Source organism: Sphingomonas hankookensis (assembly GCF_022664465.1).
Taxonomy (GTDB): domain Bacteria; phylum Pseudomonadota; class Alphaproteobacteria; order Sphingomonadales; family Sphingomonadaceae; genus Sphingomonas; species Sphingomonas hankookensis.
Genome location: NZ_JAKREV010000001.1, coordinates 172,779 through 185,437 on the forward strand (window position 1 = coordinate 172,779; position 12,659 = coordinate 185,437).

The following is a 12,659-nucleotide window of genomic DNA, read 5'->3' on the forward strand; positions in this document are numbered from 1 at the left end:
CCCATCTTACCAAACGACAAAAAGGCCGCGGTAGCAAACGCCACCGCGGCCCTTTCCGGAACGTCCGCCGCGGCGTTTCGCCGCTCGCGCGTTACTTCTTGCCGAGCGAGAGACCGCCGAAACGCTTGTTGAAGCGTGCGACCTGACCACCCGAATCCAGCATCTGGCCGCGGCCGCCGGTCCATGCCGGGTGCGCTAGCGGATCGATGTCCAGCGTCATCAGATCGCCTTCCTTGCCCCACGTCGAGCGGGTTTCGAACACCGTGCCATCGGTCATCTGGACCCGGATGGTGTGGTAGTCGGGGTGCGTTTCTTTCTTCATGGGTCTTCTCCACAAGCGGCTGGTTCCGACCAGCCTTGGAACAGGAAGGCGCGCCCGTACACGGACGCGCCCGAAAAGGCAATGTGATGCGCTTGCTCAGCCCGTGGGCGGATCGGCGATCATCGCGGTGAATTCGCATTCGGCGGCCAGTTCGCCGTCGATCCGCGCTTTCCCCGCGAACTTGCAGACGCGCGAACGCTTCTGCACGAACTCGGCTTCCAGCGTCAGCAGCACGCCCGGTTCAACCGGCTTGCGGAATTTCACGCCGTCGATCGACATGAAATAGACCAGCTTGCCCGATCCGGCGAGGCCGAGGCTTTCGACCGCGAGGATGCCGGCGGCCTGCGCCAGCGCCTCGACGATCAGCACGCCCGGCATGATCGGACGACCGGGGAAATGCCCCTGAAAGAAGCCTTCGTTGATCGTCACCGCCTTGATCGCGGTGATCGACCGGTCGGGGATCAACTCCGCGACACGGTCGACCAGCAACATGGGATAGCGATGCGGGATCGCCGCCATCACGCGCGTGATGTCGAGCGGTCCGATCGAGGTCGCTTCCCCGTCCACGATCAGCGGCCCGTCGGCGCCGGACGTGCGCCGGCGGCCGGGCGAGCGCCCGCTGCCGGAGCGGTTGCCGCCGGGGCGGCCTGTGCCGGCGCGGTCACGCTGACGCTCGGAAGCGACGAGTTGAGCGAGGCGAGGACCGCGTCGGTGATCTCGGTCGCCGGCGCGTTGTAGAAGCTGCTGCCCTTGTCGACGGCCAGCGTCGCACCGCGCTGCTGCGCGATCTGGCTGATGATCGGGCCGAGGCGGGTGCCGATCTGCTCGCGCACATAGGCGATGTTGCGCTGGACCTGCTGTTCCTGCTGGCCGATCTGCTGCTGCGCCTGCTGCTGGCGCTGTTCGAACGTGCGGATGCGGGTCTGTAGCGCGGCGTCGGGATTGCCCTTGGCGGCGGTAACGGCGGTCTGCAGCGACTGCGCTTCGGTCTGCAGCGGCTGGCCGAGCGAGGTCGCGAGCGACTGGAGCTGGGTGCGCTGGGTCTGGAGCTGCGCGGTCGCCGCCTTGCATGCGGTGCAGTCACGGAAGATCCGCTCCGAATCGACGACGGCGATCTTGGCGTCGGGCAGCGCCTGCGCGAACGCCGAGGCGGTGGGCACGGCAAAGACGAATGCGGCGACAGCCGCCTTGGTGAAGCTACGCATCAGAATTGGGTTCCTACGTTGAAAGTGATGAGTTTCTTGTCGTCGCCGGGCTGGCTCAGCAACGCCTTGGCAAGGTCGATGCGCAGCGGTCCGAACGGCGAATTCCAATTGACGCCGACACCGATCGACAGACGCGGGCGCGCGGAGTCGCCCAGGAACTGTTCGAGGAACGGATCGGTCGTCGAGGTGGCGATGGTGTTCGTCTCACCGCCCGCGCACGTGCCGCCGATCGTCGCCGAATAGCCGACCGAACAGGTCGTCTGCCGGAACGCGGACTGGCCCGACGCGTCGGTGAACTGGTTGTTGTACACCTGCTGACCGTTGACGGTGGTGTTGGTCGTGAACGGCAGCAGCGACGGCGACCCGTCCTTGTTGAACTGCAACGTCCCGTCAGCGCTACGTGCCTGCTGGAACGCCACGGTCGGCCGCGGCCGGGTGACGCCGAACAGCGCACCGGCCTGGATGAAGATCGACGGACGCAGTCCCAGTTCGGCGATGCCCGAACCCAGCGGCGGCTCGAGTTCGATCTTGCCGAGATAATAAGCCTTGCCGCCCAGCGGATCGTTCAGCACCTGATCGCGTGCGGTGATCAGCGCCTGGTCGCCGCCGGCAACCGATCCGGAGTAGCGCGTGCGCTGGATGCGCGGGCCGACGCCGCGAATGTCGAAGCCGCGGAATTGCGGTTCGCCGAGGTAGAAGCGGTCGACGATGCGGACCGGGTCGATCCCCTCGCCCGCGCTCTTCTGCAGCGCCTGAATATAGCCGCCCTCGACCCCTGCCGACAGGATGAAGCCGCCGACATTCCAGTATTTGTCGAAATCGCCGCGCACGCGGGCAAATCGCACGTCGCCACCCAGGCCGGCCAAATCGAGCCCGGTTACCAGCCGCTGTCCGCGCGACGGGCGCAGGCGGTTGTTGAGGTTGTCGAAGATCAGGTTCGCGCCGACCATGCTGGTCAGGCGGTTGCCGATCGAGTCGCACAGATAGCGCCCGGCCTTGAGCGGATCGCAGACGCCGTTGGTGAAGTACGTGCCCTCGTCCAGCCCGACATTGTCCTGGCTCAGCTGATAGCGGCCCGACAACGTCCAGAATTCGGTCAGCGGCACGCTGGCCACGATCTGCCCGCCGGTCGACACCTGCGAATAGAGCGAGTTGCGGCCGGTGCCGAGGAAGTTGAACGAATTCAGGTCGCGGCGGAAGATGGTGCCGCCCAGCGCGATGTTCTTGTCGAACAGATACGGCTCGGTGAAGCCCAGCTCGACCGACTTCTGGTAGGTCGAATAGTTGACCGAAGCCTGAAGGTCCTGCCCCTTGCCGCGGAAATTGCGCTGGCGGATCGACGCCTGGATGATGAAGCGTTCGAGGCTGGAGAAACCGGCCGACAGCGTCAGTTCGCCGGTCGACTTTTCCTCGACGTTCGCGGCCAGCACGATGCGGTCGGGCGACGAGCCTTCCTTGCGCTCGATCTCGAACTTGTCCTGGAAATAGCCGAGCGAGTTGATGCGATCCTGCGACCGCTTGATCAGGAACGCGTTGAACGCATCGCCTTCCGCGACGCGGAATTCGCGGCGGATGACGCGGTCCTGCGTCTGGGTATTGCCGGTAATGTCGATCTTTTCGACATAGGTGCGGTTGGCTTCGTTCAGGAAGAACGTGATCGCCATCGTGTGGTTTTCACGATCGGGCACGAATTCCGGACGCACGTCGGTGAAGGCATAGCCGAACAGACCGGCATATTCGCTCAGCTGGTCGACCGTGTCCTCGACCTGCTTGGCGTTGTACCAGTCGCCCTTCTTCATCGGCAGCGTCTTGTTCAGCGAAGCGTTGTCGAAGTCGCGGATCGCACTTTCCACGCCCACGTCGCCGAACTTGTAGCGATCGCCTTCCTCCACCACGTAGGTGATGATGAAGTCTTCCTTGTCCGGCGTCAGTTCGGCAACGGCCGAGATGACGCGGAAATCGGCATAGCCGTTGGTCAGGTAGAACTGGCGCAGCTTCTGCTGGTCATAGGCCAGGCGATCCTGGTCGTAGCTGGTCGCCGAGCTGAAGATGCGCCACGGCCGCGACTCCTTGGTCGCCATCTCGCTGCGCAGCTCGCTGTCGCTGAACACCTCGTTGCCGAGGATGTTGATCTGGCGGACCTTGGACTTGGCACCTTCCTGGATTTCGAAGATCACGTCGACGCGGTTCTGGTCGAGCATGACCATCTTCGGTTCGACGTTCGCTGCGAACCGGCCCTGACGCCGATACAGCTCGACGATACGCGCGACGTCGGCGCGCACCGCGGTGCGGGTGAAGATCTGCCGCGGGGCGAGCTTGATCTCCTTGGTGATCTTGTCGTCCTTCAGCCGCTTGTTGCCTTCCAGCACCACGCGGTTGATGATCGGGTTCTCGCGCACCTTGACGATGATGTCGCCGGTTTCGACGCCCTCGATCGTGACGTCGGCCAGCAGGTCCGACGCCAGCAGATCCTTGATCGCCTGATCGAGCGTTTCCGCCGTGTAGGGGATGCCGACGCGCAGCTTGGTATAGGACAGCACCGTATCGGGCTCGATCCGCTGCGACCCTTCGACGCGCAGCGACCGGATCGTCCGGACCGGTGCGGCGGGCACTGCCGGTGCCTGCGCGACCGGCGGCTGCACGGCGGGTGCCTGTGCCGCGGGCGCGGCGGCGGGCGCGGTCCGCGCCTGCGCGAACGCCGTCGTGCTCGAGAGCATCGTGCCCGCGAGCAGCGCGACACCGCGCACGCCGAAAATCGAATACTTGCTTGCCGTCACCAAACCCACCCCAACCGGAGGAACTTTTACCACAGGACGATTGCGCCCTGCCCTAACCGCGTCAGCCGATCAAGCCGGCCAGCCCACGCCACACGCCGAACGCCCCCAGATCGTTCACCGTGACGAATATCATCAATGCGAGCAACAGCGCCAATCCGCCGCGGAACGCCCACTCCATCGTCTGCGCGCTCACCGGCCCGCGCTTCACCGCCTCGATTGCGTAGAACAGCAGGTGACCGCCATCCAGCATCGGAACTGGCAACAAGTTGATGAATCCCAGATTAATCGACACGAACGCGACAAAGGTTACCAGTGCCGGCCAGCCGAGCGAGAACTGCTCGCCCGATGCCTTGGCGATGCGCAGCGGCCCGCCCATCTCCTCGACCGAGCGGCGGCCGGTGAGGATCTGCCCCAGCCCGTCGACCGTACCGCGCAGGATCGTGCCGACCATCCCCGCACCATAGGCCGGCGCTTCCCAGAGCGGCAGCGGCGCATAGACCGGCGTGCCGCGCTCGATGCCGAAGCGGCCGATCTTCGCTTCGTTGCCGAAGCGGTCACGCTGCATGACCGAACCGATCACGGCGTCGGTCTGCTGTTCCGCGCCGTCGCGGACAAAATCGACCTTCACTGCCTCGCCTGGACGCATCGCGGTGAAGAAGGACAGATCGGCAAAGGTATCGATGCTGCGCCCGTCGAGCGCGGCGATGCGGTCGCCGGCACGAAGGCCCGCACGGTCGGCCGCGCTGCCCTGCACCACGCCACCGATCGTCGCGGGCGTGCGGTCGACGCCATACGCCGCGGCAAAGCCGCCGAGAATCAGGACGGCAAGGATCAGGTTCACCGCCGGACCTGCCGCGACGATGATCGCACGCTGCCACACCGGCTTGGCCTGAAACGTCCGCGCGCGCTCTTCGGCGGGCAGTTGCAGCCACTCGGCATCGGGTTGCGAAGCGGGGTTCATGTCGCCGGCGAAGCGGACATAGCCACCCAGCGGCAGCCAGCCGAATTTCCACCGCGTACCGCGGCGGTCGGTGAAGCCGGCAATCTCGCGACCGAAGCCGATCGAGAAATCCTCCGCCTTCACCCCGAACCAGCGCCCCGCGGCGTAATGGCCAAGCTCGTGCACGAACACCAGCGGCCCCAGCACCAGCAGGAACCCGACGATGGTGACCAGCAATCCCGGGGATTCGATCAAGCGGCGCAATCCTTCACACGCGCGCCCGCCAATGCCCGCGCCTCGGCATCGATCGCCAGCACGGCGTCGAGCGTCTGCGGACCCGGCGGGTCGAAGCGGTCGAGAACATCCGAAACGATTGCGGCAATTTCGAGGAAGCCGATCCGCCGGTCGAGAAAGCCGGCGACCGCCACCTCGTTCGCGGCGTTCAGGATCGCCGGACGGCCGCCGCCCGCCGCCAGCGCGGCGCGGGCCAGCGCCAGCGCGGGGAAGCGTACGAAGTCCGGCGCCTCGAAGTCGAGCCGCCCGATGCGCGCGAGGTCGAGCCGCTCGCACGGCGTGTCCATCCGGTCGGGCCATGCCAGCGCATGTGCGATCGGTACGCGCATGTCGGGCGATCCCAGCTGCGCCAGTGTCGACCCGTCGACATATTCGACCATCGAATGAATGACCGACTGGCGATGCACCAGCACGTCGAGCTGTTCGACCGATACGGGGAACAGGTGATAGGCCTCGATCAGTTCGAGCCCCTTGTTCATCATCGTCGCCGAATCGACCGAAATCTTGGCGCCCATCGACCAGTTGGGATGCGCCACCGCCTGTTCGGGGGTAATGTCCTGCATCTCGGCCAGCGAGCGTTCGCGGAACGGGCCGCCGCTGGCGGTCAGGATGATCCGGCGGATGCGCTCGGGCGGGCAGTCGTCGAGGCATTGGAAGACGGCGTTATGCTCGCTGTCGACCGGCAGCAGCGTGGTGCCGGCCTGGCGCGCCGCCGCCATCATCACTTCGCCCGCCGATACCAGCGCTTCCTTGTTCGCCAGCGCGACTGCGCCACCGCGCGCGAGTGCCGCCATAACCGGCTTCAACCCGGCCGTGCCGACGATCGCCGCCATGGTCCAGTCGACGGGCCGCGCCGCGGCGTCGATCACCGCCTGCGCACCGCCCGCTGCCTCGATTCCGCTACCGGCCAGTAATTCGCGAAGTGCCGGCAAGCATCCTTCGTCGCCGACAACGGCCAGCTTGGCGCCGACCCGCTTTGCCGCCGCCGCCAGCTTCGTGACGTCGCGATGCGCGGTCAGTGCCTCGACGGCGAAATCGTCCGGCGCACGCTCGATCAGGTCGAGCGTCGACGAGCCGACCGATCCGGTCGCGCCCAATATGCTGACCCGCTTCATGCCCAGTATAGTCCCGCCAATACCATCAGTGCCGCCGCCGGGGCGACCGGGACCAGCCCGTCCAGCCGGTCCATCACTCCGCCGTGGCCGGGCAGCACGTTGCCCGAATCCTTGACGCCCGCCGCACGCTTCAACTGGCTCTCGTACAGGTCGCCCGCCTGCGCCAGCACCGCCAACAACGGCGTCGCCAGCACCAGATGCAGCGGCAGGTCGAAATACTGCAGCACCCCGCCCAGCACCGCCGCCGCGATCACCCCGCCAATCAGCCCCGCCCAGGTCTTGTTGGGGCTGATCTTCGGCGCCAGCTTCGGCCCGCCGATCGAGCGGCCGGCGAAATAAGCGCCGATATCGCATGCCCACACCAGCGCCATCGCCCAGAAAGCGAGCAGCAGCCCATCACCCCGCTCGCGCAGGAACACGACCGCCAGCGCGGGCAGGCCGCAATAGACGATACCGCGTGCCAATGCCGGCAGCCTGGTCGTGATGACGACGAAGAACGCCGCGCCGACGATCAACCCAAGCGCCAGAAAACTCGCCCCCGCCGCCAGCGGCGACAGGATCGCCAGCGGGACGGTCAGTGCCAGCTGCGCCAGCCGCTTGTGCTCGCGCGACACCTTATGCAGGTCGGCCCACTCGGCCATCATGAACAGCGTGCCGACCGCGACCAGCAGCCAGAAGGCGAACCCGCCCAGCCACAGCGCCGTCGCCGCGACCGCGATCATCCCGACGCTGGCCAGCGTCCGGGTCGCAAGGTCGGACTTGCGCCGTGCAACGGGATCGATCGTCACAGGCCCCCGAACCGGCGCTGGCGCCGGCCATAGGCCGCGATCGCCTCGGCCAGTGCCGCCGCGTCGAAATCGGGCCACAGCGTGTCGACGAACAGCAGCTCGGCATAGGCCGCCTGCCATAGCAGGAAGTTCGACAGCCGCTGTTCGCCCGACGTCCGGATCATCAGGTCGAGCGGGGGCAGGCCGTCGGTGTCGAGCTCGCGGTCGATCGCCGCCTCGTCGATCGCCGACACCGGCATGCCCGCCGCGACTTTCTCCGCCAGCCGCCGGGCAGCAGCAACCAGCTCGGCCTGCGCGCCATAGTTCAGCGCGATCGCGAGGATCGGTCCGGTATTCACCGCCGTCCGCGCGATCGCATCGTCGATCAGCTTGACCAGATCGGGTTTCAGCACGCGGTAATTGCCGAGGATGCGCAGCCGCACCCCCTCGCGCGCCAGTTCATCAATCTCGCTCTTCAGGAAGTGCCGCAGCAACCCCATCAGGTCGCCGATCTCTTCCTCCGGGCGCCGCCAGTTCTCCGACGAAAAGGCGTAGAGCGTCAGCGCCTCGATGCCCTGTTCGCGCGCCGCACGCGTGATTCGGCGCACCGCCTCCACGCCCTGCCGATGCCCGGCGATCCGCGGCAGGCGCCGGGCCTTCGCCCAGCGACCATTGCCGTCCATGATGATCGCGACATGACGGGGAACGGCGGGGGGCAGGTCCGGTTGAACATCGTCCGCCCGAACCGCAGCGCGCGCGGCAAACGACGTCACTTGCCGAGGATTTCCTTTTCCTTCGAATCCGCCGCGGCATCGATGTCGGCGATCGTCGCGTCGGTCAGCTTCTGGACTTCGGTCTCGAGCTTCTTGCGCTCGTCCTCCGAATAAACGCCCTTCTTCTCGTCGGTCTTCAGCCCTTCCATGCCGTCGCGCCGCACGTTGCGCACCGCAATACGCGCGGATTCGGCGTATTTGCCGGCCAGCTTCGCCAGTTCCTTGCGACGCTCTTCGGTCAGGTCGGGGATCGGCAGGCGCAGCGTCTGGCCATCGACGATCGGATTGAGGCCGAGGCCGGCCGAGCGGATCGCCTTGTCCGCGGGACCGACGTTCGACTTGTCCCACACCTGCACCGACAGCATCCGCGGTTCGGGCGCCGAAACGGTCGCCACCTGGTTCAGCGGCATGTGCGCGCCATAGACCTCGACCGTCACCGGATCGAGCAGCGACACCGACGCACGCCCGGTGCGCAAACCGCTCAGATCGCCTTTGAGCGATTCGACGGCACCGCTCATGCGGCGCTCCAGATCGGCCTTGTTATATACGGCCATAACCGACTTCCTTCTGAATCAAGCGTTGTTCTGAACGATCGTCGACACACCGTCACCCGCCAGCACAGCGGCGAGGTTGCCTTCGTCACGGATGTTGAAGACGACGATCGGGATATTGTTGTCGCGGCACAGCGCCACGGCCGACGCGTCCATGACCTTCAGGTCGTCAGCCAGCACCCGGCCGAACCCCAGCGTGTCGTAGCGGGTCGCGGTCGGCACCTTCTTGGGATCGGCGTCGTACACGCCGTCGACGCTGGTGCCCTTGAACAGCGCCTCGCAGCCCATTTCGGCGGCGCGCAGCGCGGCAGTGGTGTCCGTGGTGAAGAACGGGCTGCCGGTACCGGCGGCGAAGATCACGACGCGGCCCTTCTCCATGTGCCGCACGGCGCGGCGGCGGATATAAGGCTCGCACACCGACGCCATCGGGATCGCCGACTGCACGCGGGTTTCGACGCCGATCTGCTCCAGCGCGTTCTGCATCGCCAGCGCGTTCATGACGGTCGCCAGCATGCCCATATAGTCGGCGCTGGCCCGCTCGAAGCCCTGCGCGGCACCCGCGACACCGCGGAAGATGTTGCCGCCGCCGACGACGACGCACACCTCATGCCCCTCGCCCCGTGCGGCCTTGATCTCGCGGGCGACGCGGTCGCACATCGCCGGATCGATGCCGAACTGCCCCGATCCCATCAGCACTTCGCCGGACAGTTTCAGGAGGATACGATTGAAGCGTGGACGGGTCATGGAACCTGCGAAGTTGGTCTATCGGGAGCGCGCCGGACCCTAGCCGCGACCGCCTGCAAAGCCAAGCGACCTTATGCCGACACGAAACGGGCCGCGAAGGGAAATCCCCTCGCGGCCCGCAACCTTTGCCGTTCGGTAGACGACCTTACTTGGTCAGGCCCGCCGTCGCGGCGACTTCCGCCGCGAAGTCGGTCTCCTCCTTCTCGATGCCTTCGCCGAGCTGGAAGCGGACATAGTCCTTCAGCACGATCGTCGTGCCGGCGTCCTTGGCGGCCTTCGCCACCACGTCGGCGACGGGCGTCTTGCCGTCCATCACGATCGGCTGGCTCAGCAGCGCGTTCTCCTTGGCGAACTTCTTCACCGATCCTTCGACCATCTTGGCGATGATGTCGGCGGGCTTGCCCGAATCGGCGGCCTTTTCGGTCGCAATCTGGCGCTCACGCTCGAGGATGTCCTGGTCGAGACCGCTCTCGTCCAGCGCCAGCGGGAAGGCAGCGGCGATGTGCATCGCGATCTGCTTGCCCAGCGGCTCGAGCACGTCGACGCCGGCATCCGATTCCAGCGCGACCAGCACGCCGATCTTGCCGAGGCCGGGGGCGGCTGCGTTGTGAACGTACGGGATGATCGCGCCCTTGGCGACTTCGACGGCCTTCGCGCGACGCAGCACCTGGTTCTCGCCGATGGTCGAGATGTTGGCGACCAGCGCGTCTTCGACGGTGCCGCCGTTCGGCATCGACTGGCCCTTCAGCGCGTCGATATCGTCGCCCTTTTCCAGCGCGATCGCGACGACGTCGCGCACGAAGCTCTGGAACTGGTCGTTCTTCGCGACGAAGTCGGTCTGGCTGTTGACCTCGATCGCCACGCCCTTGGTGCCGGCAACGGCAACGCCGACCAGACCCTCGGCCGCGGTACGGCTCGACTTCTTGGCGACGGCGGCCAGGCCCTTGGTGCGCAGCCAGTCGACGGCGGCTTCCATGTCGCCATTGTTCTCGGACAACGCCTTCTTGCAGTCCATCATGCCGGCGCCCGAGCGCTCACGCAGTTCCTTGACGGCGGCGGCGGTAACTTCTGCCATGATCAGGCTCCTGATTGGTGTTCAATATGCTTGCGGGCGAGGCAGCGCGGTATCCGCCCTGCCCCGCCCGCACGTCAGTTCCGTGACAGCTTACGCTTCGACGGTCGCTTCCGGCTGCGCGGCCGGCTCGGCGGTCAGCGCCTCTTCGGCCGGCGGTTCGTCCATCGCGCCCAGATCGCGGCCCGAATGCGCCATCGCCTGCTGACCACCGCGGGTCGCGGCGATCGCGATCGCTTCGCAATACAGACGGATCGCGCGGCTGGCGTCGTCGTTGGCGGGCACCGGGAAGGCGATGCCGTCCGGCGACACGTTCGAATCGAGGATCGCGACGACCGGGATACCCAGCGTGTTGGCTTCCTTGATCGCCAGCTCTTCCTTGTTCGCGTCGATCACGAACATGATGTCGGGAATGCCGCCCAGATCGCGGATACCGCCGAGCGACAGCTCGAGCTTGTCCTTCTCGCGGGTCAGGTTCAGCACTTCCTTCTTGGTCAGGCCGTGCGTGTCGCCCGACAGCTGCTCTTCGAGGGCCTTCAGGCGCTTGATCGAGTTGCTGATCGTCTTCCAGTTGGTGAGCATGCCGCCCAGCCAGCGGTGGTTGACGAAGTGCTGGCCCGACTTGCGGGCGGCTTCGGCGATCGGCTCCTGCGCCTGGCGCTTGGTGCCGACGAACAGCACCTTGCCGCCCGACGCGACGGTCGAAGACACGAATTCCAGTGCGCGCGCGAACAGCGGCACGGTCTGCGACAGGTCGAGGATGTGGACGCCGTTACGATCGCCAAAGATGTACGGCTTCATCTTCGGGTTCCAGCGGTGGGTCTGGTGGCCGAAGTGCGCGCCCGATTCGAGCAGCGCCTGCATGGTGACGACGGGTGCCGCCATAGGATAATTCCTTCCGGTTGTTCCTCTGGGAAGCAGGAACCCTTCGTTGGGCCAAAGGCCCGGGCACCGGTATATGCGCTTCCCATGTGGGGTTGAGACCCGCGCCCTTAGCGCACGTCGCCGTAACGATCAAGGCTTGACGTTGGAACGATATGAGAACATACAGGGTTCAGATACGGTCCATGGAACCGCATTCAACTCAAGTGGTTGGGATGAATGCGATTTTAATAGGTCGCTTGTGTATCGGGGAGTTTCGAGATGGCCCTGTTCGTTTCCGCATTGTTTGCCTTTGCTTTCGTTGTCGCGATCGCCACCGTTATCGGCACACTGCTCCCGGCCAAGGATCGCATCCTTCGCCTGCTGCTGCGCGGTCCGGAATGGACGATCGAGTCGCTGCCGCCGGTACGCTTGACGTCGCGCCGTGGCGTTATTCGCCAGCGCAGCGTTACGCCCGCAGCACAGTCGCTTCGCGCTGCCGCCTGACCTTCGCGTAGCTGCGGATGCTGAACGGGAGCGTCGCTAAATAAGCGACGCACACCACCGTCAGCGTCTGCCACGGCGCCGATACCAGCGCCGCCGCGACGATGACCACGCCCGCCATCGCTTCGAAGCGGATGTTGCGGCGTAGCTTCAGCGACGACCAGCTGAACGTAGCGAGGCTCGACACCATTAGGAACGCGACGAACGCAACCCATGGTGCCACGACCCATGGCGATCGGAACCATTCGAGGTCGGTCCAGATCCACGCGTAGAGCGGCAGCATCGCCAGTCCCGCGCCCGCCGGTGCGGGAATTCCGGTCAGGAACCCGGCCGATTTGTGCGGTTGATCGGTTACATCGATACGCGCGTTGAACCGGGCGAGACGGAGCGCGGTGAACACCGCATAAATCAGCGATACGATCCATCCGACGCGCGGCTCGGCCAGCAGCGCCCATAGGTACATGATCAATGCGGGGGATACGCCGAACGAAATGGCGTCGGACAGCGAATCGAGCTCGGCCCCGAACCGGCTTTCACCGCGGACCAACCGTGCCACGCGACCGTCGAGCCCGTCGAGCACGCCGGCGAGCAGCACCATCAGAACGGCGCGTTCCCATTCTCCGCCGATCGCGAAGCGGATACCGGTCAGACCGGAACAGAGCGCCAGCGCGGTGATGGCATTGGGCGCGACGGCGCGCAGCGGAATACCGCGGACGGGGAGCGGGCGGCGCATC

14 protein-coding genes are annotated in these 12,659 nt (G+C 66.0%); 1 reads left to right on the forward strand and 13 read right to left on the reverse strand.

The genetic code is table 11. The annotated features are described in order from the left end of the window. Positions 1-91: 91 nt before the first annotated feature. From rpmE to rpsB, 12 genes are all read right to left on the reverse strand, one after another. Positions 92-322: a 50S ribosomal protein L31 gene (gene rpmE / locus MF610_RS00645; RefSeq protein WP_242192197.1), complete on the reverse strand. Its 231-nt coding sequence runs from the start codon at positions 320-322 to the stop codon at positions 92-94. Between the two features lie 96 nt (positions 323-418). Next, the gene (fabZ, locus tag MF610_RS00650) at positions 419-889 is read right to left on the reverse strand and encodes a 3-hydroxyacyl-ACP dehydratase FabZ (protein WP_339328498.1); all 471 of its coding nucleotides are present in this window, start codon (positions 887-889) and stop codon (positions 419-421) included. 2 nt (positions 890-891) lie between these two features. Then, positions 892-1,527, reverse strand: coding sequence for an OmpH/Skp family outer membrane protein (locus MF610_RS00655; protein WP_242192198.1), 636 nt, complete (start codon positions 1,525-1,527; stop codon positions 892-894). Next, positions 1,527-4,304, reverse strand: coding sequence for an outer membrane protein assembly factor BamA (gene bamA / locus MF610_RS00660; RefSeq protein WP_242192199.1), 2,778 nt, complete (start codon positions 4,302-4,304; stop codon positions 1,527-1,529). The genes MF610_RS00655 and bamA overlap by 1 nt, the downstream gene beginning before the upstream one ends. A 61-nt stretch (positions 4,305-4,365) precedes the next feature. Further along, positions 4,366-5,499, reverse strand: coding sequence for an RIP metalloprotease RseP (gene rseP, locus MF610_RS00665; protein ID WP_242192200.1), 1,134 nt, complete (start codon positions 5,497-5,499; stop codon positions 4,366-4,368). Continuing rightward, the gene (locus tag MF610_RS00670; RefSeq protein WP_242192201.1) at positions 5,496-6,653 is read right to left on the reverse strand and encodes a 1-deoxy-D-xylulose-5-phosphate reductoisomerase; all 1,158 of its coding nucleotides are present in this window, start codon (positions 6,651-6,653) and stop codon (positions 5,496-5,498) included. The genes rseP and MF610_RS00670 overlap by 4 nt, the downstream gene beginning before the upstream one ends. Continuing rightward, positions 6,650-7,441: a phosphatidate cytidylyltransferase gene (locus MF610_RS00675; protein WP_339328499.1), complete on the reverse strand. Its 792-nt coding sequence runs from the start codon at positions 7,439-7,441 to the stop codon at positions 6,650-6,652. Before MF610_RS00675 ends, MF610_RS00670 begins: the two co-directional genes overlap by 4 nt. After that, on the reverse strand, positions 7,438-8,103 hold the full coding sequence (uppS, locus tag MF610_RS00680) for a polyprenyl diphosphate synthase (protein ID WP_242193524.1): 666 nt from the start codon (positions 8,101-8,103) through the stop codon (positions 7,438-7,440). Before uppS ends, MF610_RS00675 begins: the two co-directional genes overlap by 4 nt. Positions 8,104-8,189: 86 nt before the next feature. Further along, positions 8,190-8,747, reverse strand: coding sequence for a ribosome recycling factor (gene frr, locus MF610_RS00685; protein WP_242192202.1), 558 nt, complete (start codon positions 8,745-8,747; stop codon positions 8,190-8,192). 18 nt (positions 8,748-8,765) lie between these two features. Beyond that, positions 8,766-9,488, reverse strand: a complete 723-nt coding sequence (gene pyrH, locus MF610_RS00690; protein WP_242192203.1) for a UMP kinase — start codon at positions 9,486-9,488, stop codon at positions 8,766-8,768. Between the two features lie 145 nt (positions 9,489-9,633). After that, positions 9,634-10,563, reverse strand: a complete 930-nt coding sequence (gene tsf, locus MF610_RS00695; protein ID WP_242192204.1) for a translation elongation factor Ts — start codon at positions 10,561-10,563, stop codon at positions 9,634-9,636. A gap of 90 nt (positions 10,564-10,653) precedes the next feature. Next, entirely contained in the window at positions 10,654-11,445 is a 792-nt protein-coding gene (gene rpsB, locus MF610_RS00700) for a 30S ribosomal protein S2 (protein ID WP_242192205.1), read from the reverse strand. A gap of 258 nt (positions 11,446-11,703) precedes the next feature. On the opposite strand from rpsB, the gene MF610_RS00705 reads away from it, so the two are divergent. After that, positions 11,704-11,928, forward strand: coding sequence for a hypothetical protein (locus tag MF610_RS00705; RefSeq protein WP_242192206.1), 225 nt, complete (start codon positions 11,704-11,706; stop codon positions 11,926-11,928). On the opposite strand, the gene MF610_RS00710 is transcribed toward MF610_RS00705, so the two are convergent. After that, positions 11,891-12,658, reverse strand: a complete 768-nt coding sequence (locus MF610_RS00710; protein ID WP_242192207.1) for a CDP-alcohol phosphatidyltransferase family protein — start codon at positions 12,656-12,658, stop codon at positions 11,891-11,893. The genes MF610_RS00705 and MF610_RS00710 overlap by 38 nt on opposite strands. Between the last annotated feature and the right edge of the window lies 1 nt (position 12,659).

Coding starts and splice junctions, on each gene's coding strand:
- MF610_RS00670 (WP_242192201.1), bottom strand. CDS start 6,653: ATGAAGCGGGTCAGCATATTGGGCGCGACCGGATCGGTCGGCTCGTCG.
- MF610_RS00655 (WP_242192198.1), bottom strand. CDS start 1,527: ATGCGTAGCTTCACCAAGGCGGCTGTCGCCGCATTCGTCTTTGCCGTG.
- rpsB (WP_242192205.1), bottom strand. CDS start 11,445: ATGGCGGCACCCGTCGTCACCATGCAGGCGCTGCTCGAATCGGGCGCG.
- pyrH (WP_242192203.1), bottom strand. CDS start 9,488: ATGACCCGTCCACGCTTCAATCGTATCCTCCTGAAACTGTCCGGCGAA.
- MF610_RS00705 (WP_242192206.1), top strand. CDS start 11,704: ATGGCCCTGTTCGTTTCCGCATTGTTTGCCTTTGCTTTCGTTGTCGCG.
- MF610_RS00710 (WP_242192207.1), bottom strand. CDS start 12,658: ATGCGCCGCCCGCTCCCCGTCCGCGGTATTCCGCTGCGCGCCGTCGCG.
- rpmE (WP_242192197.1), bottom strand. CDS start 322: ATGAAGAAAGAAACGCACCCCGACTACCACACCATCCGGGTCCAGATG.
- tsf (WP_242192204.1), bottom strand. CDS start 10,563: ATGGCAGAAGTTACCGCCGCCGCCGTCAAGGAACTGCGTGAGCGCTCG.
- uppS (WP_242193524.1), bottom strand. CDS start 8,103: ATGGACGGCAATGGTCGCTGGGCGAAGGCCCGGCGCCTGCCGCGGATC.
- frr (WP_242192202.1), bottom strand. CDS start 8,747: ATGGCCGTATATAACAAGGCCGATCTGGAGCGCCGCATGAGCGGTGCC.